Origin of the sequence: Streptomyces agglomeratus (assembly GCF_001746415.1) — a bacterium.
GTDB lineage: Bacteria > Actinomycetota > Actinomycetes > Streptomycetales > Streptomycetaceae > Streptomyces > Streptomyces agglomeratus.
Map to the genome: position 1 here is coordinate 2833647 of NZ_MEHJ01000001.1, position 26306 is coordinate 2859952.

Below are 26306 nucleotides of genomic sequence, written 5' to 3' on the forward strand. Positions count from 1 at the left end.
TGAGTGCCGGGCTCAGCGCCACCTGCCGATCTCGACGTTCTCCAGGACCCCGAGCGCGTCCGGCACGAGCACCGCCGCCGAGTAGTACGCCGTGACCAGGTACCGGATGATCGCCTGCTCGTCGATGCCCATGAAGCGCACGGACAGGCTCGGCTCGATCTCGTCCGGGATGCCGCTCTGCTGGAGTCCGACGACGCCCTGCTCGGCCTCGCCGGTACGCATGCAGATGATCGAGGTCGTACGGGCGTCACTCACCGGGATCTTGTTGCACGGGAAGATGGGGACACCGCGCCAGGTGGGCACCCGGTTGCCGCCGATCTCGATGCTTTCCGGGTTCAGACCGCGCTTGTTGCACTCGCGGCCGAACGCGGCGATGGCGCGGGGGTGGGCGAGGAAGAGCTTGGAGCCGCGCCGCCGCGACAGCAGCTCGTCCATGTCGTCCGGGCTCGGCACGCCGTCGTGCGGCTGGATGCGCTGCCCGTAGTCGCAGTTGTGGAGCAGTCCGAACTCACGGTGGTTGATGAGCTCGTCCTCCTGGCGCTCGCGCAGCGCCTCCACGGTGAGCCTCAACTGCTGCTCGGTCTGGTTCATCGGCTGGTTGTAGAGGTCCGCGACCCGGCTGTGGACCTTCAGTACGGTCTGCGCGACGCTCAGCTCGTACTCGCGCGGCGCCGCGTCGTAGTCGACGTACGTGTGCGGGACGACGGGCTCGCCGACGTGGCCCGCGGACAGGTCGATCGGCGCCTCGCCGTACTTGTTGGTGCGCTGGCGGGGCAGCGACCGTACGCGCGTGAGGTGATTGCGCAACGTTTCTGCTCGATCGGCGAGCGTCATGACGGACTGGCGGGACAGCGTGAGGACCGTGCACGCGGTCGCGGCGCGGACCGTGCACGCCCAGGTGTCTTCCTCCTCGACGAGCGCCTGGTCGCCGAAGTAGGCCCCGTCGGCGAGGACTCCGAGGACCGCCTCGTCGTCGTACGCCCCGTCGGCGACCTTCTCCACCCTGCCGTGCGCCAGCAGATAGACCGTGTCCGCGGCATCACCGGCGGCCGCGATCACGTCTCCCGCCGCGTACTCCCGCTGCTCGCACCGCTGGGCCAGCTCGGCCAGCACCCCCTCGTCGCCGTACGTCCTGAGCGCCGGCAGCTCGTTCAGCTCGCCGGGAATGACCTCGACGCGCTCCCCGGTCTGTACGAAAGTCACCCGCCCGTCGCCCACCGCGTAACTGAGCCGCCGGTTCACCCGGTACGTACCGCCCTGGACCTGGACCCACGGCAGCATCCGCAGCAGCCACCGCGAGGTGATCTCCTGCATCTGCGGTGCGGACTTGGTGGTGGTCGCCAAGTTCCGCGCTGCGGCCGTACCGAGACTCTGCTGCGGCTGCGCCTGCTGTTCGCGGATCTCGGAACCTGCCTCGACCGACATCTGACTCCCTCTCGATCATGTGCTGAGCTGCGCCGAAAAGCCTCGCAGGCCGGAGAGTGACGGCGCCATTACACAAAAGAGTGTGACTAGATCACCGGTTGGCGGGGCAGGTCGCACGGCGCCGAGGTCACGCACCTGTGCGCGAGATGACCGAATCGGCTCGCACGCTGTCCGAACGGATAGCCGGGACAGCGGAGTTCGGGTACAAGCAGCGTTACGAGATGATGCGCGACTCACCTAAGGAGGCGGCCATGGCCTCACCCATGTCCGCGAGCAGATTCCTCGACGTACTGAGAGACGAAGGCATCCACGTCGTCCAGGTCGGCGACTGGCGAACCCACAACCGCAACCACATGGGCCCTTGGGGCCCTGTGCACGGCGTGATGATCCACCACACCGTCACCTCAGGCACCTCCAAGACCGTACGTATCTGCCGCGACGGCTATCCCGGCCTCCCCGGTCCGCTCTGCCACGGCGTGATCGCCAAGAGCGGCTCGGTCCATCTGGTCGGGTACGGCCGCGCGAACCACGCGGGGATGGGCGACGACGACGTGCTGCGGGCCGTCATCGCCGAGCGGGCGCTGCCGCCCGACAACGAGTCGAACACCGACGGAAACCGGCACTTCTACGGCTTCGAGTGCGAGAACCTCGGGGACGGCGACGACCCCTGGCCCGGGGCTCAGCTCGAAGCCATCGAGCGGGCGGCGGCCGCGGTCTGCCGGCACCACGGGTGGAACTCCCGTTCGGTGATCGGTCACCTGGAGTGGCAGCCGGGCAAGATAGACCCGCGCGGCTTCTCCATGAACACCATGCGCGCCAGGATCCAGGAGCGCCTCGCGTAACGCCTGCGGTGTCCGTGGCCCCCCGTGGCCCGTGCGGCACCGGTGGCGACAATGGGAGCATGACCCCCGAAGCGCTCGACCTCTCCCGGCTGCGGCCGCGGCTGCCGTCGCCGCTGTGGCCGGCCGAGGACGAGCGCTTCACCCGTCGCGGCCTGCGGCTGCTGCTCAAGCGCGACGATCTGATCCACCCGGACCTGCCGGGCAACAAGTGGCGCAAACTGGAGCCGAACCTGCGGGCGGCGGCGGGGCGCACGGTGCTGACGTTCGGTGGCGCGTACTCCAACCACCTGCGGGCGACGGCCGCGGCCGGGCGCCTGCTGGGCTTCGCGACGGTCGGCGTCGTACGCGGCGACGAGCTGGCGGGCCGGCCCCTGAACCCCTCGCTGGCGCGGTGCGCGGCGGACGGCATGCGGCTGCACTTCGTCGACCGGACGACGTACCGCGCCAAGGCCGAGCCCGGCGTGCTCGCCGCCCTCGTGTCCGAGGCGGTGCCCGGCGCGGCGCCTGAGAGCGTCTGCGTCGTCCCCGAGGGCGGCAGCAACGCCCTCGCCGTGCACGGGTGCGTCGCACTCGGGCGGGAGCTCCGGGACGCCGCCGATGTCGTGGGGGTCGCCTGCGGCACCGGAGGCACCGTGGCCGGCCTGGCGGCGGGCCTGGGGCCCGGGCAGCGGGCCATCGGCTTCCCCGTACTCAAGGGCGGCTTCCTCGGTGACGGCATACGCACGCTCCAGCACGCCGCCTTCGGCGCCCCCGCCGGCGACTGGACGCTGGACGACCGCTTCCACTGCGGCGGTTACGCCCGTACCACCCCGGAACTCGAAGCGTTCGCCGCGGACTTCGAAGAACGGCACGGGCTGCCCGTGGAGCGGCTCTACGTCGCGAAGATGCTGTACGGGCTGACCACGCTCGCCACGGAGGGCGCCTTCCCGCCCGGCACCACCCTCGCGGCCGTCGTCACGGGACGGCCGGACTCCGCCGAACCGGCCCCCGCCCGGTCTGCCTCCCCTCGGCCCGGCTCCCCTCAGCCCGGCTCCGCGCGGTAGGCCGCCGCCTCCTCCAGGTCCAGCCTGCGCATCAGGTTGCGCAGCATCTCGTCGTCGATGCGCCGCTGGTCCCGCAGTTCCACGAAGACCGCCCGTTCCGCGGCAATCATCTCCCCCGCGAGGCGCCGGTACGTGTCGTCCGCCGATTCCCCGGTCTCCTGGTTGACGGCGCCGAGCCGTTCCCACACGGCGTTGCGCCGCCTCTCCAGAACGGTCCGCAGCCGGTCCGCGAGCGGCTGCGGCAGGGCGTTCCGCGGATCGGCGAGCAGCTCCTCCAGCCGCGCTTCGGCGGCCGCCGAAGCCTCGCTCTGGGCCTGCGCCTCGGCGAGCGTCTCGGCGTACACATCGCGTCCGGGCATCTTCAGCAGACGGATGAGCGGCGCCAGAGTGAGCCCCTGCACGACCAGGGTGGCGATCACCGTCGTGAAGGTGAGGAAGAGGACGAGGTTGCGCGCGGGGAACGGCTCGCCCTGCCCGAGGGTCAGCGGGATGGAGAAGGCGATCGCGAGGGACACCACGCCGCGCATCCCCGCCCACCCGACGACCACGGGCGAGGCCCAGGTGACGCCCGGCTCGCGCTCGCGCACGCGCCGCGAGAGCACCCGCGGCAGGTACGTCGCCGGGAACACCCACACGAAGCGCGCCACCACGACCGCCACGAACACGGCGAACGCGTACCAGACGGCCTCACCGCCCCCATAGGGGCCGAGCCCGCGCAGGACGTACGGCAGCTGGAGCCCGATCAGCGCGAACACGACCGATTCGAGGATGAAGGACACCATCTTCCAGACCGCGTGCTCCTGGATCCGGGTGGCGAAATCGACCTGCCAGGAGCGGTGCCCCAGGTAGAGGGCTACGACGACGACGGCGAGCACCCCGGAGGCGTGCACGTGCTCGGCAGCGGCGTACGCCACGAAGGGGATCAGCAGGGAGAGGGTGTTCTGGAGCAGTGGCTCCCTCAGGTGCGTACGCAGCCAGTGCAGCGGCACCATGAGCAGCAGTCCCACCCCCACCCCGCCGACCGCCGCGACGGCGAACTCCGCGATCCCGCCGGCCCAGCTGGCGCCCTCGCCGGCCGCGGCCGCCAGCGCCACCTTGAAGGCGGTGATGGCGGTCGCGTCGTTCACCAGGGACTCGCCCTGGAGGATCGCGGTGATGCGCGGCGGCAGTCCGAGCCGGCGGGCGATGGCGGTGGCCGCCACCGCGTCGGGCGGCGCGACGACCGCGCCGAGGACCAGCGCGGACGTCAGTGGGAGCCCGGGAACGACGAGATACGCGAAGTATCCGACGACCACGGTCGCGAACAGCACGTAGCCGACCGACAGGAAGGCGACGGGCCTGATGTTCGCCCGCAGATCGAGGTACGAGCTGTCCACGGCGGCCGTATACAGGAGGGGCGGCAGCAGCAGCGGCAGCACGATGTCCGGGCTCAGCGTGTAGTCCGGCACGCCCGGGATGTACGTCGCCGCGAGCCCGGCGGCGACCAGCAGCAGCGGGGCCGGTACGGGCGTCCTGCGGGCGGCGCCCGCGACCACCGCACTCCCCGCGATCAGGACCAGCAGTGGCAATGCGTCCATCGGTTTTCCGTCCGCCCTCTTCCTCGCCCACGCCGTAACCTGGCCATCATGAACGAGTGCCCGCACGTCGCCACACTGCCGCACCCCGAACCGGTCCCGCTGAGCGACACCTGCCGGGAGTGTCTGGCGGCCGGCAGCCACCCCGTCCAGCTGCGGCTGTGCCTGGAGTGCGGCCATGTGGGGTGCTGCGACTCGTCGCCGTACCGGCACGCGTCCGCGCACGCCAAGGAAGAGGGTCACCCGGTGGTGCGCAGCTTCGAGCCCGGGGACGACTGGCGCTGGTGCTACGAGGACGGTTCGATCGTCTGACGCGTGGGTACGTCAACCCGGCGCCGGTTGTTTCCAATTGGGCGCCGCAGACCCCTAGCCACTGTGCGTACTCATATGCTTACCATGAGTGACAGGCCCGGGTGGGGGCCCCGGCGACAGGGCAGAATGGATCGCGATAGCGTCACCGGCGAACGACGTAATCGAACGACGTACCGCGCGGCTTCGGGGGCTTCCCCCGGACCCCCGAAAGAGCTTGTGCCACCTTGGAGGTGAGGGTGTCCCAGATCGCAGGCGAGCCCGGGACCCAGGACTTCGTGGAAGTCCGGCTGCCCGCTGCAGGTGCCTACCTGTCCGTGCTGCGTACGGCCACGGCCGGACTCGCGGCGCGCTTGGACTTCACCCTCGACGAGATCGAGGATCTGCGCATCGCGGTCGACGAGGCGTGCGCGATCCTGCTCCAGCAGGCCGTGCCCGGTTCCGTCCTCAGCTGTGTCTTCCGGCTCGTCGAGGACTCACTCGACGTCACCGTCTCGGCCCCCACCACCGACGGTCGCGCACCGGAGCGCGACACCTTCGCCTGGACGGTGCTGTCGGCACTCGCGGGCAAGGTGGATTCCACGGTCGCGGAGGACCGTACGGTCACCATCAGCCTGTACAAACAGCGCGGCGCGGGACCCGGGCCGGCGTGAGGAACGGGGACGGGCCGGTGCGCAACGAGGAGCTCAGCCCACAGGCGCCGAGGGAAGGGCGCGCGGTCCCGGCCGGGGAGGCCGGGACGGCTCCCTCACCCGCGGGCATCCCAGAGCAGCAGGCCCGGCCCCACCCGGTCGACGAACCGGTGGCCTCCGGGCCGGTGGTCGACAGACCGGTGGACGGCCTGGTGGGCACGGTGGCGGCGGAGCAGGCAGAGCGGGCGGGCCATATGAGCGAGCAGGGACAGCACTCCACGGAGCGGGAACACGGGCGCCACGACCCGCACGACCGCAGCGGCGCGCGGGCTCTCTTCATCGAGCTGCGCAAGCTGCCGGACGGATCGCCCGAGAAGGCGGAGCTGCGCAACCGGCTGGTGCGCATGCATCTGCCTCTCGTCGAGCACCTGGCCCGCCGCTTCCGCAACCGCGGCGAGCCGCTCGACGACCTCACCCAGGTCGCCACGATCGGCCTGATCAAGTCGGTGGACCGGTTCGATCCGGAGCGCGGCGTCGAGTTCTCGACGTACGCCACTCCGACCGTCGTCGGTGAGATCAAGCGGCACTTCCGCGACAAGGGCTGGGCCGTACGGGTGCCCCGCCGGCTCCAGGAGCTGCGTCTTTCGCTCACGACGGCCACGGCCGAGCTCTCCCAGCAGCACGGCCGGTCCCCGACCGTGCACGAGCTGGCCGAGCGCCTGGGCATCTCCGAGGAAGAGGTCCTGGAGGGCCTGGAGTCCGCCAACGCCTACAGCACGCTCTCGCTGGACGTACCGGACACCGACGACGAGTCCCCGGCCGTCGCGGACACCCTGGGCTCCGAGGACGAGGCGCTGGAAGGCGTCGAGTACCGGGAGTCACTGAAACCGCTCCTGGAAGACCTTCCACCGCGCGAGAAGCGCATCCTGCTGCTGCGTTTCTTCGGGAACATGACGCAGTCGCAGATCGCCACGGAGGTCGGCATCTCGCAGATGCACGTCTCCCGGCTGCTGGCACGGACGCTCGCGCAGCTCCGCGAGAAGCTCCTCGTCGAGGAGTAGCCCGACCGCCGAGTCGATACGGGTCGATACGGGTCGATACGGCGGTTACGGCCGCCCCGAGTGATTACGGCGGTTACGGCCGCCCCGAGCGGTGACCCGCGGCGCTGTCGCTACGCGTCGCGGGGACCGCGAATGCCCAGCGCCCGGTTCGTCTCGGGATTGACCAGCAGGACCAGCGAGGCCACCGCCACCACCGCCAGCGCGATACCGGCCGGGATCAGCAGGGAACCCTCGGAGCGCAGCAGGGTCCAGGCGACCGGCAGCGCCATGATCTGGGTGATGATCGCGGGCCCGCGGCTCCACGCGCGGCACTTCATCAGCCCCCGCGCCGCCAGCAGCGGCAGCAGCGCCAGGACGAGCAGCGTCAGGCCGCCCATCTCCGCCTGCTCGGGCTTGTCGGGGCTGCCGAGCAGCCCCATCACGAGCATGTACGCGCCACCGGCGACCAGGGCCAGGCCCTCCAGCGCGGCGAGCCCCGCCGCGGCGGTCAGCCGGCTGGGGCGGGGGTCGGCGGCGGGTTCGGGAGTCTGCTCATTGCTCACCCCAGCAGCGTAACCGCCCGCCCCGGCGGACCAGGTCTGGGCCAGGTACGACCCACTGGGTAGTCTGGCGCCCATGCGTGCACTCCTCGTGGTCAACCCGGCAGCTACCACCACCAGCGCACGCACCCGCGATGTCCTGATCCATGCCCTGGCCAGCGAGATGAAGCTGGAAGTCGTGACGACCGAGTACCGCGGGCACGCCCGCGATCTGGGCCGGCGGGCAGTGGAGAGCAAGGACATAGAGCTGGTCGTGGCGCTCGGCGGCGACGGCACGGTCAACGAGGTCGTCAACGGTCTCCTCCACGAGGGCCCGGACCCGGAGAGGCTTCCGCGCCTCGCGGTGGTCCCGGGCGGTTCCACCAATGTCTTCGCCCGCGCCCTCGGCATTCCGAACGACGCGGTCGAGGCGACCGGCGCCATTCTGGACGCGCTGCGCACGCGCAGCGAGCGCACGGTCGGTCTCGGTCTGGCGGCGGGTACCCCGGGTACGGAGGACGAATCAGTTCCGGCCCGCTGGTTCACGTTCTGCGCGGGATTCGGATTCGACGCCGGAGTGATCGGCCGGGTCGAGCAGCACCGGGAGCGAGGAAAGCGTTCGACGCACGCCCTCTATGTGCGCCAGGTGGTACGCCAGTTCCTGAGGGAGCCGCACCGCTTGCAGGGCCTGATCACGCTGGAGCGCCCCGGTCACGACCCGGTCGAAGATCTCGTGCTGTCCATAATCTGCAACACCTCCCCCTGGACCTACCTGGGCAATCGCCCGATGTACGCGTCCCCGGAGGCTTCCTTCGACAAGGCCCTGGACGTGCTCGGGCTGAGCAAGCTGTCCACCCCCGCCGTGGCCCGTTACGCGACCCAGTTGCTGACCTCGACGCCCGAGCGCGGGCCGCACGGTAAACATGCGGTGACATTGCACGACCTGACCGACTTCACCTTGCATTCGAAGGCCCCACTGCCCTTCCAGATGGACGGTGACCACCTGGGGCTGCGTACGAGCGTGACGTTCACAGGCGTTCGCCGTGCACTGCGTGTGATTGTGTGAGCGGAAGGTGCAAAAGTCCTTTAACTCGAACGTACGGGCTGGGTTACACCCCATAGAAGTACGGCTGTGACCTACCCGACACCGAGGAATCAAAAAAAACTTTCCAGAAGGGGTTGTATCCGCTGCCGAGGTTTGGGAATCTCTACATGGCGATCGGGACGGCCCGCAACACCAGCCTCCACTGAAAGCCAGAACCCCTCCTCCACACAGGACCCACACCAGGCAACTGGCAGTCGGCCCTTCACTTGCGGGGGGATTCGTGAAAGCGTTCACATTCACAAGCAACGTGCTTGTAATACCAAGGAGAGGTAGCAGCCATGGACTGGCGTCACAACGCCGTTTGTCGTGAGGAAGACCCGGAGCTGTTCTTCCCCATCGGCAACACCGGTCCTGCGCTGCTGCAGATCGAGGAAGCCAAGGCCGTCTGCCGCCGCTGCCCCGTCATGGAGCAGTGCCTGCAGTGGGCGCTCGAGTCCGGCCAGGACTCCGGCGTCTGGGGTGGCCTCAGCGAGGACGAGCGCCGCGCGATGAAGCGCCGCGCCGCTCGCAACCGGGCGCGTAACGCGACCGCCTGAACCACCACCCCGCACGAGCCTGAGCTTGGCGGCGCGTACAGCGCGTACGCACCACCCGCCCCGAGCCGCAGCGCGCAGTACCCCCGATGCGCTTAGCAACGTGAGCTTTGAGCCCCGGACCGTACCCTCGGTCCGGGGCTCGCCGCTTTTCCGCCCGCCGCTCCGCCCGCTCGCGGTTCCGCCCGGCCGCTCTTCCGTCCGACCCGGTGTTACTTGTCGGCGCTGACGGGTACGTCGAGTACCACCCGGGTGCCGCCGGCGGGACCCGGGACCATGTCGAACGTCCCTCCCAACTCACCCTCCACCAGCGTCCGTACGATTTGCAGACCGAGGTTGCCCATGCGCTTCGGGTCGAATCCCTCGGGCAGTCCGCGGCCGTCGTCCTGCACGGTGATCAGCAGCCGGGCGTCCTTGCGGTCGCCGCCGCGCACCGCCGCCACCTCGACCGAACCGTGGTCCGCCGGCCCGAAGGCGTGCTCCAGCGCGTTCTGCATGATCTCGGTGAGAACCATCGCGAGGGGCGTGGCGACCTCGGCGTCGAGTATCCCGAAGCGGCCCGTGCGACGGCAGTTGACCTTGCCCGGCGAGATCTCGGCGACCATCGCGATGACCCGGTCGGCGATCTCGTCGAACTCGACGCGCTCGTCGAGGTTCTGTGAAAGCGTCTCGTGGACGATCGCGATCGAGCCGACCCGGCGCACCGCCTCGTTGAGTGCCTCGCGACCCTTCTCGGAGTCCATCCGGCGCGCCTGGAGCCGCAACAGGGCCGCCACCGTCTGGAGGTTGTTCTTCACCCGGTGGTGGATCTCCCGGATGGTCGCGTCCTTGGTGATCAACTCGCGCTCGCGGCGGCGCAGTTCCGTCACGTCCCGGCACAGTACGAGTGAACCGATGCGGGTGCCCTTGGGCTTCAGCGGAATCGCGCGCAGCTGGATGACGCCGCTGCTCCCCTCCACCTCGGTCTCGCGCGGGGCGTAGCCGCTGGCCAGCTTGACCAGGGCTTCGTCCACCGGACCGCGGGACGGTGCCAGTTCGGCGGTCGCCTGGCCGAGGTGGTGGCCGACGAGGTCGGAGGCGAGGCCGAGACGGTGGTACGCGGACAGGGCGTTCGGCGACGCGTACTGGACGATGCCGTCCGCGTCGAGCCTGATCAGCCCGTCGCCGGCGCGCGGAGAGGCGTCCATGTCGACCTGCTGGCCGGGGAACGGGAAGGACCCGGCGGCGATCATCTGGGCCAGGTCGGAGGCGCTCTGGAGGTACGTCAGCTCCAGGCGGCTGGGGGTGCGCACGGTCAGCAGGTTCGTGTTGCGCGCGATGACGCCGAGGACGCGGCCTTCGCGGCGTACGGGAATGGACTCGACCCGGACCGGGACCTCCTCCCGCCACTCGGGGTCGCCCTCGCGCACTATCCGGCCCTCGTCGAGGGCGGCGTCGAGAAGCGGGCGGCGGCCGCGCGGGACCAGGTGGCCGACCATGTCGTCCTGGTAGGAGGTGGGGCCGGTGTTGGGGCGCATCTGCGCGACGGAGACATAGCGGGTCCCGTCAAGCGTGGGAACCCACAGGACGAGGTCGGCGAAGGAGAGGTCGGAGAGCAGCTGCCACTCCGAGACCAGCAGATGGAGCCACTCGAGGTCGGTTTCACTCAGAGCGGTGTGCTGGCGGACGAGGTCGTTCATGGAGGGCACGTGTGCGAGCGTACCTTCGCTCCGGCAACCCCATGGCCGCGGCGCCTGGGAGGGACCCTCAGCCCTCCTGGCACCGCAGCCCGGAGCTGCTCCGGCCGTGCGCGGGTGTGCGGTCCCGCGCGGCCGTCAGAGGCCACGACGCAGTCAGGGCAGAGAGCGCCGGTGCCTCGGTCCACCCTCCTGTGCGGGGAGGATGGAGGCTTTACCTGTACATTGTGGACTAGACCATTACGTTGTGTCTATGGCCGTGCAGGGTCAGATTATCTGCCGGAGGCCGCACTCGGCCACGCGTGCGTCACCGCCGTCCCGGCGGCCCCTCGCGCACACCGGGCGTCAGTGGGTCTCGGTGACCTTCGCCAGGGCGCGCGGGGCGTCCGGGTCCTGCCCCCTGGCGATCGTCACCTCGTACGCCAAGAGCTGGAGCGGCAGGATCTCCAGGACCGGCTGGAGCTCCTCGGGGACGTCTTCCAGCGAGAGTACGAAGCCCGCCGAGGCCGCCTCCACCTGCGCCGCCGGGCCGATCACCACCAGGTCGGCGCCGCGGCCCCGCAGCCGGTCGAGGACGGGCTGGAGGGCCTCGCCGCCCCTGCCGGCCGTGACGACGGCGATGACCGGGGAGATGTTGTCGACCATGGCGAGCGGGCCGTGCAGCAGATCGGCGCCGGAGTAGGACAGGGCGGGGATGTAGCTCGTCTCCATGAGCTTGAGCGCCGCCTCCTTGGCCGTCGGATAGCCGTAGCCGCGCGAGGTGATGACCATGCGGTCGGCGAACCGGTAGCGGCCGGCGAGCTGCCTGACCTCCGCCCGGCGCGCGAGGATCCCGTCAGCCAGGGCGGGGAGGACCGCCGCCGCCGACCCGTCGCCGCCGCGCAGACCGTCGGCGAAGAGGTAGAGCGCGAGCAGGGAGGCGGTGTACGTCTTGGTGGCCGGGAGGGCCTTCTCCGGGCCTGCCAGGATGTCGATGTGGTACTCGCTGACCGCCGCCAGCGGGGAGTCCGCGTTGTTGGTCACCGCGAGCGTGATCGCACCGGCCTGCCGGGCCGCCCTGGTGGACGCCACGAGGTCGGGCGAGCCGCCGGACTGGCTGACCGTGACGACGAGAACGTCCCTGAGGTCGGGGCGCGCCCCGTACGCCGTCGTCGTCGACATGGACGTCAGCCCGCACGGCAGACCGAGCTGGATCTCCAGCAGGTACTTGGCGTAGAGGGCCGCGTTGTCCGACGTACCGCGCGCGGCGAGCAGGACGAAGCGCGGGCTTCTCGCGGCGACGGCCCGGGCGGTCTCGCGGATCCGCGGGGCGCCGGCTTCGAGGATCCGGCGCAGGACCTGGGGCTGCTCAGCGATTTCGGCGGACATCATCCTGCCGGGCAGTTCGACCATGCTCGGTGCCTCCAAAAAGGTGACGATCGGCGCCTCTCAGTCGACCATGGAACGGCGGGGATCCGCATGGTGAAGACGCCCCGGCGCGGGGCTTCGGCTCTGCTAGATTGGTCTATACCACAATCGGCTCCCCCTCTCAGATCGGCAGGCTCAGCGTGGAAGTTGTCATCGTTCCGGACGCCAGAACGGGCGGCGAGCTCATCGCGGCGGCCATCGGCCGGCTGCTGAGCCACAAGCCCGACGCGTTGCTCGGCGTGGCCACCGGTTCCTCCCCGCTGCCCATCTACGAAGCCCTGACGGCCAAGGTCCGCGCGGGCGAGGCCGACCCGTCCCGTGCCCGGATCTGCCAGCTCGACGAGTACGTCGGCCTGCCCCCCGGCCACCCCGAGTCGTACCGCTCCGTCGTGCTGCGCGAGGTCGTGGAGCCGCTCGGCCTGACGGAGTCCTCGTTCATGGGGCCCGACGGCTCCGCGGAGGACATCGAGGGGGCGTGCGCGGCGTACGACCGCGCGCTCGGCGAGGCCGGCGGCGTGGACCTCCAGCTGCTCGGGATCGGCACCGACGGGCACATAGGCTTCAACGAGCCGTGCTCCTCGCTCGCCTCCCGCACGCGCATCAAGACGCTGACCGAGCAGACCCGTGTCGACAACGCGCGGTTCTTCGACAACGACATCGACCAGGTGCCCCACCACGTCATCACCCAGGGCATCGGCACCATCCTGGAGGCCCGCCACCTGGTGCTGCTCGCCACCGGTGAGGGCAAGGCCGAGGCCGTCGCGCAGACCGTGGAGGGCCCGGTCGCGGCGCTCGTACCGGCCTCCGCCCTCCAGCTGCACCCGCACGCGACCGTCGTGGTCGACGAGGCGGCGGCGTCCAAGCTGAAGCTCGCCGACTACTTCCGGGCGACGTACGCGGCCAAGCCGGCCTGGCAGGGTCTGTAGCGGTCCGCTGGACGGACGAAGTGCCGAGGTCCCCCCGGGCCCCGGCACTTCGTCGTACCGCCGCACGCCGGCGACGGGGGCGTCAGGCGCCGGCGATGGCCTCCGCGGCTGCCCGGCCGCACACCCGCGAGGCGCCGTGCGTCGCGATGTAGAGCGCCCCGCGCGCCTGGGCCTGCGGCACGCCCATCTCCACGACGACCGTGTCGGGCCGGGCGGCGGTGAGTGTCTCCAGCGCGACCGCCATCCACGGGTGGCGGTGGGCGTCGCGCACGACCGCGACGATGCGCCGGTCCCCCGCGGCCCCGATCACCTGCTCCGGCGTGCAGTTCTCGCTGCCGTACGTGCCTGTCGTGGTGCCCGGAAGCAGGCGAGCGAGCTCGGCGGCCACCCCCCACGGCGTCTCGTCACCGACGGCGATGTTCGCGACCGGGGAGAAGGAAGCGACGTACGGGGCGGACGTGACGGGCTCGAAACCGGCGCTCCGCGTGATCCGCAGCGCGCGCCGCGCGGCCACCAGACCGACCGCGTCGGGCGCACCCGCGCCCGGGCTGGGCGCGGTCCCCTCCTGTGAAGCCGCGCCCGGCCCGGGAGCCCCCCGGGCCCCCCTGGTCTCACTCGTCCAGCTCGCGAGGGCGCGCACGCGCGCGGCCGCGTCGGCCAGCCGTTCCTCCGGCAGTACGCCGTCCCGCACGGCCGCGACCAGCGCGTCGCGCAGCCGCAGTACGGTCCCGTCGTCCGCCAGTCCGCCCCCGACGCAGATCGCGTCGGCGCCGGCGGCGATCGCCATGACGCTGCCGCGCTCGATTCCGTACGTCGCGGAGATGGCCTGCATCTCCATGCCGTCGGTGATGATCAGCCCGTCGTAGCCGAGCTCCTCGCGGAGCAGACCGGTGAGGATCCGCGGGCTCAGAGTGGCCGGACGGGACGGGTCGAGCGCAGGAAGCAGGATATGCGCGCTCATGACAGATTTGGAGCCCGCCGCGATCGCGGCCCGGAAAGGCACCAGCTCACGGGCGTGCAGTGTGTCCAAATCCACGTCGATACGGGGCAGCGCGTGGTGCGAGTCGACGGCGGTGTCGCCGTGCCCGGGGAAGTGCTTCGTGCACGCGGCGACACCGGCGGCCTGGAGACCTTCGACGTACGCCGCGGTGTGCCGGGCCACGAGGTGCGGGTCGGCGCCGAAGGAACGTACGCCGATGACCGGATTGCCCGGGTCCGAGTTGACGTCGGCGGACGGCGCCCAGTTGAGGTTGACCCCGCATTCGGCCAGTCTGCGGCCGAGTTCGCGGGCGACGTCCCTGGTCAGGCCGGTGTCGTCGACGGTGCCGAGCGCGAGGTTGCCGGGGAACGAGGAGCCGTGACGGACCTCCAGGCGGGTGACGTCGCCCCCCTCCTCGTCGATCGCGACGAGCACGTCGTCACGCTCGGCACGCAACTGCGCGGTGAGCGCCGCCAGTTGCGCCGGGGAGGTGATGTTGCGGCCGAAGAGGCCGACCGAGGTCAGACCTTCGCCGACACGCCGCAGCAGCCAGTCGGGGGCGGTGGCGCCTTCGAAACCGGGCTGGAGGACGGCCAGGGCGTCGCGGGTCAGCGTGTCCGTGGGGCTTACGAGTGTCGTCATGGCGGCGTTATCCCTTCACTGCGCCGGCCGTCAGACCTGCGGCCATCTTGCGCTGGACGAGGAGGAAGAGGATCACGATGGGGACGGCCATCATCGTGGCGCCGGCCATCATCGGGGCGTACTCGGTGCCGTTCTTGGTGGTGAAGTTGCCGAGCCAGACGGTGGCGGTCTGGTTCTGCTGGCTCATCAGCATCAGCGCGTACAGGTACTCGTTCCACGCCTGGATGAATCCGTAGACGGACGTGGCGACCATCCCGGGGGCCAGCAGCGGGAAGACGACCCGGACGAAGGCGCCGGTGCGCGTGCAGCCGTCGACCATGGCCGCCTCTTCCAGCTCCTTCGGGATGTTCACGATGAAGCCGCGCAGCGTCCACACGGTGAAGGGGAGGACGAAGGTCAGATACGTGACGATCAGGCCGGTGAGCTTGTCGTACTGACCCAGCTCGTTCAGGAGCAGGAAGACCGGGATGATCATGGCGACCAGCGGCACCATCTGGACCGCGAGGATGCCCACGATCACGATCTTGCGGCCCCGGAAGGCGAACCGGGAGATGGCGAGCGCGGCGAGCATGCCCAGCACGATGCCGATGAGGACCACGACGGACGAGACGGCAAGGCTGCGCCCGACCGGACCCCAGAAGTCGGCGACGTCGAACGCCCGCCGGAAGTTCTCCAGGGTGAACGGCCTCGGGAAGAACTGCGGGTCGGGGTCGATCGCGTCCTTGGCGGGCTTGAACGCCGTGTTGAGCATCCAGTAGACCGGGAAGCCCATGACGACGAAGACCAGCAGGCCGACGGCGTTCCAGCCGGCCTTGCCCTTCCTGCCCCTGCGGGAACGGCTCTTGGGGCGCTGGACGGCAGCGGGAGCCGCGGTGGTCGAGGTCACTCCACCTCTCCGATCTTGAGCATCTGACGCATGTAGACGGCGACCACACCCAGCAGCAGGAGCACGGTGACCAGGGCGATGGCGGAGCCGCCCGAGTAGTCGTTGACGACGAACGCCTTCTGGTACGAGTACGTGGTGAGCAGCTGGAACTCGGCTTCGGGGTTGCCGCCGCGCATCACGAAGACCTGCGGGAAGACGCCCATGTCCCAGATCACCGAGAGGGTGGTCAGCATGACGATGATGGGCTTGAGGATCGGCAGGGTGACCCAGCGGAAGACGCCCCACGCACCGGCGCCGTCGAGCCGGGCGGCCTCTTCCATCTCCTTGGGGACCTGGGTGAGACCGGCGCTCAGGGTGATGACCACGAAGGGCACCGCGCCCCACACGACCAGCAGCGTGATCACGGCGAGTCCCTGCGTGCCGCTGGCGAACCAATTGTGGCCGGCCATCTCGACCCCTGGCAGCTTGCTCAGCAGCCAGTTGAGTACGCCGTAATCAGTGTCGAAGATCCACTTGAAGATGGCGGTGGCCACGATGATGGGCATGCCCCAGCTCGCCACCAGGGCGATGCTGATGAGCGCCTTCACCCAGCCGGACACCCGCTGCATGAGCAGGGCGATCAGCATGCCGAGCACCATCGTGAGGACGACCGCGCCGGCCGTGAAGACGACGGTGCGTACGACGACCGCCCAGAACTCGCCGTCCCCCAGGATGGCGCTGAAGTTCTTGAACCCCACCCACTCGGCGTCCTTGAAGCCCCACAGCTCCGACTTGCCGAAGCTCTGGAAAGAGAGCGTGACCAGCCGTACCAGCGGATAGCCCATGACGAGCAGGATGATCAGCAGGCAGGGGGCGAGCAGCGCCCACGGCACGGCGGCGCTGCCGGCTGTCCGCTTTCTGACAGTCTTTCCGGTCCCTGTGGACCCCCCGGGAAGTCCCGCCCCGTTCCGTGGTGATGGCGACGGCCGCGTCGGCGGCACCTTGGCGGTGGTTGTCTCTGCGGCACTCATCGCGCGCTCCTCACAGCTCCCTCTCCGTACTGCGGGCGGGCAGGGCCCCGCCGGAAGCGGCGAGGCCCTGCCCGCTCAGGTCACTTGGTGTTGATGACCTTGTCGATCTCGGCGTCGGCGGCCTTCGCGGCGGCCTCGACCGACTTCTTGCCGGTGCCGATCTCCTTGAGCATGGTCTGGAGGATCTTGGCCTTCTCGACCTGGCCCCAGCCGGGAGCGGTGGGAACGAACCAGCTGGACGCGGCGGCGGTGGCCGGGACAGCGGTCGCCGGGTCGGACTTCAGGGGCTCCAAGTCCGACTTGTTGTTGGGGAGGTTGCCCTTCGCGACGAGGCCCTTCTGGCCCTCGGCGCCGGTGAACGCGTTGATCCACTCACCCGCGACGGCCTGAGCGTCGGACTTGACCGGAACGGCCAGGTCCGAGCCGCCGAGGAAGACCGGGAGGTTCTTGCCGGACGGGCCGGGCATCACGAAGTTCTCGATCTTGTCGGCCAGCTTGCCGACCTTGTCGTTCTTCGGGTCGGCGGCGGTCCCGCCCTCCCAGGCGGCGGCGAACATCGTCGCGGCCTTGCCCTGGCCGAAGACGATCGGGCGGTCGGCCTCGTCCTTGGTCTTGTCGGCGTGCATGTACGCGTCGAGGACCTTCTTGTACTCACCCAGGCCCTTGAGGGACTCCGGCGAGGACAGGTTGGACTTCCACTGGTCGCCGCTCTGTTCGGCGATGGAGCCGCCGGCGTCGTAGACGAACGACATGGCCGCGTACCAGTCGGGCGACGGCTGGTACCAGGCGCTGAACTTGTCGCCCTTCTTCTTCTGGATCTTGTCCAGGGCGGAGGTGAGCTCCTTGTACGTCTTCGGCGTGGCCTTGACGCCGGCCTCGGCGGCGATGTCCTTGCGCCAGGTGCCGACACGGCCACCGGCGTAGTACGGCACACCGTAGGTCTTGCCCTCGTACGTGACGGACAGCTTGAGGCCGTCCAGCCACTCGTCCGACTTCTCGAACTTCGACGGGTCGATCTCGGCGAACGCGCCGGTGGCCATGTAGCCGACCATCTCGGAGTTGCCCATCTCGACCACGTCCGGAGCCTTGTCCGTGGCGAGTACGGCGTCGAGCTTGGCGTTCTTGTCCGGCCAGCCGTAGTACTCGTGCTTGATCTTGATGCCCGGGTACTTCTTGACGATCGCGTCGTCGGCCGCCTTGACCAGCTCGGGCCAGTTGTTCTGGGCGTCGACCGTGAGCCAGACGGTGAGCTCCTTGGGCTTCGCCTTGTCGCCGCCGCCCGTGCTCTCCGAGCCGCCACATGCGGCAATGCTGACCATCATGCCCGCGACGCCTATCGCCGCGATGAGCTTGCGCTTCACGCCACCCTCCTCAGGATGCCTGCAACCCCCCTGCCCACCGCGAAGACTTACGACAAGTACTGCCCGGGGGTGGGACCTTGGTCTTTAATGGTTTAGACCAGTACCGGGAGCTTGGCCTAGACCTTTAGGGGTGTCAAGGGTGTATAAGAAGGGCTCTCGCGTCCGTTATCGGACCGACACCTGAGCAAGGGCGACGACCTTCGACAAGGCCGTGCCACCATGTGAGCCGCGACAGTCGGAGGAGCCGGTGACGGCAGCAGCACAGAAGTCGGGAAGGCGGGTCATGGCCACGGACGGGGGCGGCACGGAGGCCGAGGGCACGGCGGCGGCGGCGACGCGCACCGCGCGCGTGCCCAAGTACTACCGGCTCAAGCGGCATTTGCTGGATATGACGGAGACCCTGCCGCCCGGTACCCCGGTACCGCCGGAGCGGACTCTGGCCGCCGAGTTCGACACCTCTCGTACGACGGTGCGCCAGGCGCTCCAGGAGCTGGTGGTCGAGGGCCGGCTGGAGAGGATCCAGGGCAAGGGCACGTTCGTGGCCAAGCCCAAGGTCTCGCAGGCGCTGCAACTCACCTCGTACACGGAGGACATGCGGGCACAGGGCCTGGAGCCCACCTCCCAGCTCCTGGACATCGGTTACGTCACCGCCGACGACACGCTCGCCGGGCTGCTCGACATCTCGCCGGGCGGCCGGGTCCTGCGGATCGAGCGGCTGCGGCTGGCGAGCGGCGAGCCGATGGCGATCGAGACGACCCACCTGTCGGCGAAGCGCTTCCCGGCGCTGCGCCGCTCGCTCGTGAAGTACACCTCGCTCTACACGGCGCTGGCGGAGGTGTACGACGTACGGCTGGCCGAGGCCGAGGAGACGATCGAGACGTCGCTGGCCACCCCGCGCGAGGCCGGGCTGCTCGGTACGGACGTGGGCCTGCCGATGCTGATGCTGTCCCGGCACTCGATCGACGGCAACGGCGAGCCGGTGGAGTGGGTGCGCTCGGTCTACCGCGGCGACCGCTACAAGTTCGTGGCGAACCTGAAGCGGCCGACGGAATGACGGACTGACGCGACGGCACTCCCAGCGCGGCCGGGGGTCCGGGGGTCGCTCCCGGGACAGCACGGCGTGGCGAACCTGAAGCGGCCGACGGAATGACGCGGGCCTGACACGAAGGAGCTCCGGTACGGCCCTGACCTGCAATGGTCGGGCCGTGTCCGTACCGATATGCGGACAGGGGGTTACGGACGACGGTCACAGCACCTAGATTTCGCGCACGTTACGAGAAAGATCGCGCGAGGGGACGGATCGTCATGCCGGAGCCGCAGTCGACAACGCCAGCCCAGGGAAAAGGGGCCCTGTCCCCGAAGTCCATAGCCATCTGGGCCTCGGTGGCCCTGGTGGGCGCCATCGCCTGGGCCGTACTCGCCCTCTCGCGCGGTGAAGAGGTCTCCGCCGCCTGGATGCTGGCGGCGGCCCTCGGCTCGTACGCCATCGCGTACCGCTTCTACTCGCGCTTCATCGCCCACCGCGTCCTGAAGGTCGACAAGAACCGGGCCACACCCGCCGAGCGGCTCGACAACGGTGTCGACTTCCACCCCACCGACCGCCGCGTCCTGTTCGGCCACCACTTCGCCGCCATCGCGGGCGCGGGTCCGCTGGTCGGTCCCGTACTGGCCGCGCAGATGGGCTACCTGCCCGGCACGATCTGGATCATCGTCGGCGTCATCCTCGCCGGCGCCGTCCAGGACATGGTGACGCTCTTCTTCTCCACCCGGCGCGACGGCCGCTCGCTCGGCCAGATGGCGCGGGACGAGATAGGACCGTTCGGCGGCGCGGCCGCCCTGGTCGCCGTCTTCGCCATCATGATCATCCTGCTGGCGGTGCTCGCCCTGGTGATCGTGAACGCGCTCGCGCACTCGCCGTGGGGCGTCTTCTCCATCGGCATGACCATCCCGATCGCCCTGTTCATGGGCGTCTACCTGCGCGTCCTGCGTCCCGGCCGGGTCAGCGAGGTCTCCGTCATCGGCGTCGCGCTGCTGCTGCTCGCGATCGTCTCGGGCGGCTGGGTCGCGGAGTCCTCGTGGGCGGACACCTTCACGCTGGAGCCGGGCACGCTCGTCATCTGGATGATCGTGTACGGCTTCCTCGCCTCGGTCCTCCCGGTGTGGCTGCTGCTGGCGCCGCGCGACTACCTCTCCACCTTCATGAAGGTCGGCACGATCGGGCTGCTCGCCCTCGGCGTCTTCATAGCGCTGCCGACGATGAAGATGCCCGCCGTCACCGACTTCGCGACCAGCGGCACCGGGCCGGTCTTCGCCGGCTCGATGTTCCCGTTCGTCTTCATCACCATCGCCTGCGGCGCGCTCTCCGGCTTCCACTCCCTGGTCTCCTCCGGCACCACGCCGAAGATGGTCCAGAAGGAGACACAGATCCGGATGATCGGCTACGGCGCGATGCTGACCGAGTCGTTCGTCGCGGTGATGGCCATGATCACGGCCTGCATCATCGATCCCGGCCTGTACTTCGCCATCAACTCCCCCGTCGGCGTCGTCGGGGACAGCGTCCAGGCGGCGTCCGAGGCGGTGACGAACCTCGGCTTCTCCATCTCGCCCGAGGCGCTGGCCCAGGCCGCGAAGGACGTCGAGGAGCAGAGCCTGCTCTCGCGCACGGGTGGCGCGCCGACCTTCGCGCTCGGCATGTCGGAGATCTTCTCGGCCGTCGTCGGCGGTACCGCGATGAAGGCTTTCTGGTACCACTTCGCAATCATGTTCGAGGCGCTGTTCATCCTCACCACGGTGGACGCGGGCACGCGCGTCGGACGCTTCATGCTCCAGGACATGCTGGGCAACGTCTACAAGCCGTTCCGCCAGGTCAGCTGGAAGCCCGGTGTCTGGTTCGCCAGCGCGGTCGTCGTCGGCGGCTGGGGCTACTTCCTGTGGGTCGGCGTGCACGACCCGCTGGGCGGCATCAACCAGCTCTTCCCGCTGTTCGGCATCGCGAACCAGCTGCTGGCCGCCGTCGCCCTCGCCGTCTGCACCACGCTGCTCGTGAAGTCCGGCCGCCTGAAGTGGGCGTGGGTCACCGCGGTGCCGCTCGCCTGGGACGTGGCGGTCACGCTCACCGCGAGCTGGCAGAAGATCTTCTCGGACGACGTGAAGGTCGGCTTCTTCGCCCAGCGCGACAAGTACCAGGCCGGCATCGACGCGGGCCAGGTGCTGCCGCCCGCCAAGAACATGGACCAGATGCACACCGTCGTCACCAACTCGACCGTCGACGGCGTGCTGTGCGCGCTCTTCGCGGTCCTCATCGTGGTGGTGCTCGCGGACGCCGGCCGGGTCTGCCTCAAGGCGATCCGCGACCCCGAGAGCGTCAAGCTCCACGAGGCGCCGTACGTCGAGTCCAAGCTGGTCGCCCCCGCCTCGATCATCGCCACCAAGGAGGAGAAGGCCGAACTGGTCGCCGCCGGCGTCGGCCCGGAGGGCGGCAACCGCAAGGAGACGGCGGCCGCCGGGACGGGGACGCCGGAATGACGCTGACGGACGTTCGGCGGGCGGCGGGCCGGATCCGCTGGTACGTCCGCGAGCTGACCGGCGAGTCGGCGTACGACCGGTACGTCGCCCACGCGCGCTCCTGCGACCCCGGGGCGCCGGTGATGACCCGCCGCCAGTTCGAGCGCAGCCGCACGGACGCCCGCGAGGCGGACCCCCGCGAGGGCTTCCGCTGCTGCTGAACGGTCGCCCACGGGCCGCCGCGCCCCATTCGGGGGTACGGCGGCCCGTCGGCGTCAGCGCACCCACTCCTTCAGGGCTTGGGTCTCCAGGGTGAGTTCGACCGGGCCGGGCAGCGCCACCGGCTTGCCGAACGGGACGGTGTGCGCGTTCTCGTACGAAGGCATCACTGGGCGCGAGTGAGCCGTCGGGGCGCGCGGCCCTTGCGGTACGCCTGCACCTTCAGCCCTTGGTCCGGATGGAGCCACAGCTCGGGACGAGACTGCAAGCAGATGCGCGTCAGCCACTGAATGATTCACCCGTGGTCCCCGTCCGGAACAACCCTGCTCCTCAGCCGCCCGTCGATGAGCTCCAGACGCACGCCCTCGGTCGTGCGGGCGAGTATGCGCGTGGCCTCGTCGAACTCTTCGGGGAGCAGGTGGGGCCGGCCGGCGACAGCTGTCATGGGGCGTACCTCCTTGTGCTCACGACGATAGCGGCGCCCTGTGACAACTGCGGTCCCCTTCCCGCGTGACACAACATGTGGGGGGTGCATCATCCAACCGCCCCCACATGTATGCTCATGCTCGCTGTCGCCGCAGGGGAATCCGGTGTGAATCCGGAACTGTCCCGCAACGGTGTGATCGGTGTGCTTTTGTGCACCCGGGAGTCCGAAGACCTGCCGACGGTGTATCCGGCTCGACCGAACCGGATACCGACACGTCCGGGCCTCGCGGTTGGGCCGGTGGACGCTACGCGGTGTGCCGCCCTCGACGGGTGACGTGTGCCCGTACGCCCCCGCTCCCCCGCCGGCCCCGCGCCGAGCGAGGGAGAGCACCCCTGTGACCATCGCGTCAGCCGATCCGGCCACTGCCACGGAATCGACGGAGCCGTCCGACGGGCCCGGAGCCGGGACCGCACTGCTGCGGACCCTCACCGACCTGACCGCCGACCTCCCCGACACCGACCCGGGCAGAGTCGCCGCGGCCGCCCTGCGCGGCCGCAACGCGGCGTCCGACGCGGCAGAGCTGCGGGGCCTCGCCACCGACGCCGCCGCCGGGCTGATCTCCGAGGACCCGGCGTACTCCCGCCTCGCGGCCCGCCTGCTGACCCGTACGATCCGGGACGAGGCGGCGACGCAGGGCGTCCGTACGTTCTCCGAGTCGGTGTCCGTCGGCCACCGCGAGGGCCTGATCGCCGACCGCACGGCCGACTTCGTGAACGCCCACGCGGCCCGCCTCGACGCGCTGGTCGACCAGGACGCCGACGACCGCTTCGGCTACTTCGGACTGCGCACGGTCTACAGCCGCTACCTCCTGCGCCACCCCATCACCCGTCAGGTCATCGAGACCCCGCAGCACTTCATGCTGCGCGTGGCGTCCGGCCTCGCCAAGGACGACTCCCCCCCGGCCGCCGACGAGGTCGCCGCGCTGTACCGCCTGATGAGCCGCCTGGACTACCTGCCGTCGTCGCCGACGCTGTTCAACTCCGGTACGCGCCACCCGCAGATGTCGTCCTGCTACCTGCTGGACTCGCCGCTCGACGAGCTCGACTCGATCTACGGCCGCTACCACGAGGTCGCGCGCCTCTCCAAGCACGCCGGCGGCATCGGCCTCTCGTACTCCCGCATCCGCGCCCGCGGCTCCCTGATCCGCGGCACCAACGGTCACTCGAACGGCATCGTCCCCTTCCTGCGCACCCTCGACTCGTCCGTCGCCGCCGTGAACCAGGGCGGCCGGCGCAAGGGCGCGGCCTGCGTCTACCTGGAGACGTGGCACGCGGACATCGAGGAGTTCCTGGAACTGCGCGACAACACGGGTGAGGAGGCGCGGCGTACGCACAACCTGAACCTCGCGCACTGGATCCCCGACGAGTTCATGCGCCGCGTCGACGCGGACGCCGACTGGTCGCTGTTCTCGCCCTCCGACGTTCCCGAGCTCGTCGACCTGTGGGGCGACGCGTTCGACCAGGCGTACCGCAAGGCGGAGGCCGACGGCCTGGCCCGTACGACCATTCCCGCGCGCCAGCTGTACGGCCGGATGATGCGCACCCTGGCGCAGACCGGGAACGGCTGGATGACGTTCAAGGACGCGTCGAACCGTACGGCGAACCAGACCGCCGAGCCCGGCTCCGTCGTCCACTCCTCGAACCTGTGCACCGAGATCCTGGAGGTCACTGACGACGGCGAGACGGCCGTCTGCAACCTCGGCTCCGTCAACCTCGGTTCGTTCGTTCTCGGGAACGGCGAGATCGACTGGGAGCGGCTGGACGAGACCGTCCGCACGGCCGTCACCTTCCTCGACCGCGTCGTCGACATCAACTTCTACCCGACCGAGCAGGCCGGCCGCTCCAACGCCAAGTGGCGTCCGGTGGGCCTGGGCGCGATGGGTCTCCAGGACGTCTTCTTCAAGCTGCGCCTGCCCTTCGACTCGGCCGAGGCCCGCGACCTGTCCACGCGGATCGCCGAGCGCATCATGCTCGCCGCGTACGAGGCGTCCTGCGACCTCGCCGAGGTCAGCGGCCCGCTCCCGGCCTGGGAGAAGACCCGCGCGGCGCGCGGCGTCCTGCACCCCGACCACTACGGCGTCGAGGTCACCTGGCCGGAGCGGTGGGACGCGCTGCGCGCCCGTATCGCGAAGACCGGCATGCGCAACTCCCTGCTCCTCGCGATCGCGCCGACCGCGACCATCGCGTCCATCGCGGGCGTGTACGAGTGCATCGAGCCGCAGGTCTCCAACCTCTTCAAGCGCGAGACGCTCAGCGGTGAGTTCCTCCAGGTCAACGCGTACCTGGTGGAGGACCTGAAGAAGCTCGGCGTCTGGGACGCCCAGTCCCGCGAGGCGCTGCGCGAGTCCAGCGGCTCGGTGCAGGGCTTCAGCTGGATCCCCGAGGAGGTACGGGCCCTGTACCGCACCGCGTGGGAGATCCCGCAGCGCGGTCTGATCGACATGGCGGCGGCCCGTACGCCGTACCTCGACCAGTCGCAGTCCCTGAACCTCTTCCTGGAGACGCCGACCATCGGGAAGCTCTCCTCGATGTACGCCTACGCGTGGAAGAAGGGGCTGAAGACGACGTACTACCTGCGCTCGCGCCCCGCGACCCGCATCGCCCGCGCGGCCGGCTCCGGCGCGGCTGCCGCGGCCCCCATCCCCGTACAGCAGGCCCCGCCGCCCCGACGCGGACGCGATCGCCTGCTCCCTTGAGAACCCCGAGTCCTGCGAGGCGTGCCAGTAATCATGAGCGAAAACGCTGCAATCTCTAAAAACCTTCTCGACCCGGGCTTCGAGCTGACGCTGCGTCCCATGCGCTACCCGGACTTCTACGAGCGCTACCGGGACGCGATCAAGAACACGTGGACGGTGGAGGAGGTCGACCTCCACTCGGACGTCACGGACCTCGCCAAGCTCTCGCCGGGCGAGCAGCACATGATCGGCCGGCTGGTCGCGTTCTTCGCGACGGGCGACTCGATCGTCTCCAACAACCTCGTGCTGACGCTCTACAAGCACATCAACTCCCCCGAAGCGCGCCTCTACCTCTCGCGCCAGCTCTTCGAGGAGGCCGTGCACGTCCAGTTCTACTTGACGCTGCTCGACACCTACCTGCCCGACCCGGACGACCGCGCGGCGGCGTTCGACGCGGTGGAGGAGATCCCCTCGATCCGCGAGAAGGCGCAGTTCTGCTTCAAGTGGATGGACTCGGTCGAGAAGATCGACCGCCTGGAGACGCAGGCCGACCGCCGCCGCTTCCTGCTGAACCTGATCTGTTTCGCGGCGTGCATCGAGGGCCTGTTCTTCTACGGCGCGTTCGCGTACGTGTACTGGTTCCGTTCGCGGGGCCTGCTGCACGGCCTGGCGACGGGTACGAACTGGGTGTTCCGCGACGAGACCATGCACATGAACTTCGCGTTCGAGGTCGTGGACACCGTCCGCAAGGAGGAGCCGGAGCTCTTCGACGACGCTCTCCAGCAGCAGGTCACGGACATGCTGAAGGAGGCCGTCGAGGCGGAGCTCCAGTTCGGCCGCGACCTGTGCGGTGAGGGCCTGCCCGGCATGAACACCGAGTCGATGCGCGAATACCTCCAGTGCGTCGCCGACCAGCGGCTGGAGCGCCTCGGCTTCCCGCCGGTGTACGGCTCGCAGAATCCGTTCTCCTTCATGGAGCTCCAGGGCGTGCAGGAGCTGACGAACTTCTTCGAGCGCCGCCCGTCGGCGTACCAGGTCGCGGTAGAGGGCTCGGTCGCCTTCGACGACGACTTCTAGACCGCCGTCGGACCGCGAGCGGGCGGTCGCGCCTGGCGTCGTGAAGGACCGTGCCCCACCAGCCGGTGGGGCACGACCTTCGCGGCGCCGTTCGGCTTCTCGGGGGTCTTCGGGCCGCCGTCGGGGCACCGCTCGCAGAGGGTTCACCTGCCGGCCGGTGACAGCACGTCCGCCGCGACGGACCGCCTCACCGGCCGCCGTCCCGGGGCGCTGCGGATGGTCTCGGACCGACGCGGGCGGGGGTTCTCGGCCTGCCTGAGCTGCCGGTCGATCCGGCGTTCCCTGGCGTGGCCGATGAAGGACGGGAGGGTGACGAGAGTGAAGACGACGAGGACCGCGAGGTAGTTCAAGAAGGTTTCCATGGCGTCCACTCTGGTCTTCGGGGCCAAGAAAAGTCAGTGGCAGGACTGTCATGG

Annotated in this window: 23 protein-coding genes, 1 pseudogene and 1 riboswitch; of the genes and pseudogenes, 13 read left to right on the forward strand and 11 right to left on the reverse strand. The window is 69.8% G+C overall.

The window, feature by feature from the left end:
* Positions 1-12: 12 nt before the first annotated feature.
* Positions 13-1425 carry a family 2B encapsulin nanocompartment shell protein gene (locus AS594_RS11870; RefSeq protein ID WP_069927002.1) on the reverse strand — a complete coding sequence of 471 codons (1413 nt, stop codon included), beginning with the start codon at positions 1423-1425 and terminating at the stop codon, positions 13-15.
* A 251-nt stretch (positions 1426-1676) separates the two neighbouring features.
* Here AS594_RS11870 and AS594_RS11875 point away from each other — a divergent pair, with 251 nt between their 5' ends.
* Together AS594_RS11875 and AS594_RS11880 are read left to right on the forward strand one after the other, a co-directional pair.
* Positions 1677-2267 carry an N-acetylmuramoyl-L-alanine amidase gene (locus tag AS594_RS11875; protein ID WP_176733213.1) on the forward strand — a complete coding sequence of 197 codons (591 nt, stop codon included), beginning with the start codon at positions 1677-1679 and terminating at the stop codon, positions 2265-2267.
* Between the two features lie 59 nt (positions 2268-2326).
* Complete coding sequence (locus AS594_RS11880; RefSeq protein WP_069927003.1) at positions 2327-3310, forward strand: 1-aminocyclopropane-1-carboxylate deaminase/D-cysteine desulfhydrase; 984 nt, start codon at positions 2327-2329, stop codon at positions 3308-3310.
* Here AS594_RS11880 and AS594_RS11885 read toward each other — a convergent pair.
* Complete coding sequence (locus AS594_RS11885; RefSeq protein ID WP_069927004.1) at positions 3289-4887, reverse strand: Na+/H+ antiporter; 1599 nt, start codon at positions 4885-4887, stop codon at positions 3289-3291. The two genes, AS594_RS11880 and AS594_RS11885, sit on opposite strands and share 22 nt — an antisense overlap.
* A 48-nt stretch (positions 4888-4935) precedes the next feature.
* Between AS594_RS11885 and AS594_RS11890 the strand changes: the two genes are divergently transcribed.
* The 3 genes from AS594_RS11890 (at position 4936) to AS594_RS11900 (ending at position 6886) form a co-directional block, all read left to right on the forward strand.
* On the forward strand, positions 4936-5196 hold the full coding sequence (locus AS594_RS11890; RefSeq protein WP_069927005.1) for a UBP-type zinc finger domain-containing protein: 261 nt from the start codon (positions 4936-4938) through the stop codon (positions 5194-5196).
* 236 nt (positions 5197-5432) lie between these two features.
* Entirely contained in the window at positions 5433-5846 is a 414-nt protein-coding gene (locus tag AS594_RS11895) for an ATP-binding protein (protein WP_028811722.1), read from the forward strand.
* Complete coding sequence (locus AS594_RS11900; RefSeq protein ID WP_079144659.1) at positions 5843-6886, forward strand: RNA polymerase sigma factor SigF; 1044 nt, start codon at positions 5843-5845, stop codon at positions 6884-6886. The genes AS594_RS11895 and AS594_RS11900 overlap by 4 nt, the downstream gene beginning before the upstream one ends.
* Positions 6887-6996: 110 nt before the next feature.
* Here AS594_RS11900 and AS594_RS11905 read toward each other — a convergent pair whose 3' ends face one another.
* Positions 6997-7428, reverse strand: a complete 432-nt coding sequence (locus AS594_RS11905; RefSeq protein WP_069927006.1) for a hypothetical protein — start codon at positions 7426-7428, stop codon at positions 6997-6999.
* Between the two features lie 73 nt (positions 7429-7501).
* Between AS594_RS11905 and AS594_RS11910 the strand changes: the two genes are divergently transcribed.
* Positions 7502-8470, forward strand: a complete 969-nt coding sequence (locus AS594_RS11910; RefSeq protein ID WP_069927007.1) for a diacylglycerol/lipid kinase family protein — start codon at positions 7502-7504, stop codon at positions 8468-8470.
* Between the two features lie 317 nt (positions 8471-8787).
* Positions 8788-9045: a WhiB family transcriptional regulator gene (locus tag AS594_RS11915; protein ID WP_004937597.1), complete on the forward strand. Its 258-nt coding sequence runs from the start codon at positions 8788-8790 to the stop codon at positions 9043-9045.
* A gap of 209 nt (positions 9046-9254) precedes the next feature.
* Here the strand turns inward: AS594_RS11915 and AS594_RS11920 are convergent, their stop codons facing one another.
* A complete protein-coding gene (locus tag AS594_RS11920) occupies positions 9255-10730 on the reverse strand; it encodes a sensor histidine kinase (protein WP_079144658.1) in 1476 nt (491 codons plus the stop codon).
* Between the two features lie 333 nt (positions 10731-11063).
* Positions 11064-12110 carry an SIS domain-containing protein gene (locus AS594_RS11925; RefSeq protein WP_069927009.1) on the reverse strand — a complete coding sequence of 349 codons (1047 nt, stop codon included), beginning with the start codon at positions 12108-12110 and terminating at the stop codon, positions 11064-11066.
* Positions 12111-12265: 155 nt separating this feature from the next.
* On the opposite strand from AS594_RS11925, the gene nagB reads away from it, so the two are divergent.
* A complete protein-coding gene (nagB, locus tag AS594_RS11930) occupies positions 12266-13051 on the forward strand; it encodes a glucosamine-6-phosphate deaminase (RefSeq protein WP_069930460.1) in 786 nt (261 codons plus the stop codon).
* A gap of 82 nt (positions 13052-13133) precedes the next feature.
* Here nagB and AS594_RS11935 read toward each other — a convergent pair whose 3' ends face one another.
* The 4 genes from AS594_RS11935 to AS594_RS11950 all read right to left on the reverse strand — a co-directional run bounded on the left by AS594_RS11935 (position 13134) and on the right by AS594_RS11950 (position 17929).
* The gene (locus AS594_RS11935) at positions 13134-14672 is read right to left on the reverse strand and encodes a glycoside hydrolase family 3 protein (RefSeq protein WP_069927010.1); all 1539 of its coding nucleotides are present in this window, start codon (positions 14670-14672) and stop codon (positions 13134-13136) included.
* A 7-nt stretch (positions 14673-14679) separates the two neighbouring features.
* On the reverse strand, positions 14680-15558 hold the full coding sequence (locus AS594_RS11940) for a carbohydrate ABC transporter permease (protein ID WP_069927011.1): 879 nt from the start codon (positions 15556-15558) through the stop codon (positions 14680-14682).
* On the reverse strand, positions 15555-16568 hold the full coding sequence (locus AS594_RS11945; RefSeq protein WP_069927012.1) for a carbohydrate ABC transporter permease: 1014 nt from the start codon (positions 16566-16568) through the stop codon (positions 15555-15557). Before AS594_RS11945 ends, AS594_RS11940 begins: the two co-directional genes overlap by 4 nt.
* An 80-nt stretch (positions 16569-16648) precedes the next feature.
* The gene (locus AS594_RS11950) at positions 16649-17929 is read right to left on the reverse strand and encodes an extracellular solute-binding protein (RefSeq protein WP_069933000.1); all 1281 of its coding nucleotides are present in this window, start codon (positions 17927-17929) and stop codon (positions 16649-16651) included.
* A gap of 283 nt (positions 17930-18212) precedes the next feature.
* Here AS594_RS11950 and AS594_RS11955 point away from each other — a divergent pair, with 283 nt between their 5' ends.
* The 3 genes from AS594_RS11955 to AS594_RS11965 all read left to right on the forward strand — a co-directional run bounded on the left by AS594_RS11955 (position 18213) and on the right by AS594_RS11965 (position 21654).
* Positions 18213-18983: a GntR family transcriptional regulator gene (locus AS594_RS11955; RefSeq protein ID WP_069927014.1), complete on the forward strand. Its 771-nt coding sequence runs from the start codon at positions 18213-18215 to the stop codon at positions 18981-18983.
* Positions 18984-19234: 251 nt separating this feature from the next.
* The gene (locus AS594_RS11960; RefSeq protein WP_176733146.1) at positions 19235-21454 is read left to right on the forward strand and encodes a carbon starvation CstA family protein; all 2220 of its coding nucleotides are present in this window, start codon (positions 19235-19237) and stop codon (positions 21452-21454) included.
* Positions 21451-21654, forward strand: a complete 204-nt coding sequence (locus AS594_RS11965; RefSeq protein WP_069927015.1) for a YbdD/YjiX family protein — start codon at positions 21451-21453, stop codon at positions 21652-21654. The genes AS594_RS11960 and AS594_RS11965 overlap by 4 nt, the downstream gene beginning before the upstream one ends.
* 293 nt (positions 21655-21947) lie before the next feature.
* Here AS594_RS11965 and AS594_RS47560 read toward each other — a convergent pair whose 3' ends face one another.
* On the reverse strand, positions 21948-22097 hold the full coding sequence (locus AS594_RS47560) for a hypothetical protein (protein WP_338120157.1): 150 nt from the start codon (positions 22095-22097) through the stop codon (positions 21948-21950).
* Between the two features lie 111 nt (positions 22098-22208).
* Positions 22209-22332, forward strand: a riboswitch (cobalamin riboswitch).
* A 141-nt stretch (positions 22333-22473) separates the two neighbouring features.
* Between AS594_RS47560 and AS594_RS11975 the strand changes: the two are divergent.
* Positions 22474-24865: pseudogene (locus AS594_RS11975) on the forward strand (ribonucleoside-diphosphate reductase subunit alpha).
* Positions 24866-24867: 2 nt separating this feature from the next.
* Complete coding sequence (locus AS594_RS11980) at positions 24868-25890, forward strand: ribonucleotide-diphosphate reductase subunit beta (RefSeq protein WP_069927017.1); 1023 nt, start codon at positions 24868-24870, stop codon at positions 25888-25890.
* 143 nt (positions 25891-26033) lie between these two features.
* Here the strand turns inward: AS594_RS11980 and AS594_RS45390 are convergent, their stop codons facing one another.
* The gene (locus tag AS594_RS45390) at positions 26034-26252 is read right to left on the reverse strand and encodes a hypothetical protein (RefSeq protein WP_069930462.1); all 219 of its coding nucleotides are present in this window, start codon (positions 26250-26252) and stop codon (positions 26034-26036) included.
* Between the last annotated feature and the right edge of the window lie 54 nt (positions 26253-26306).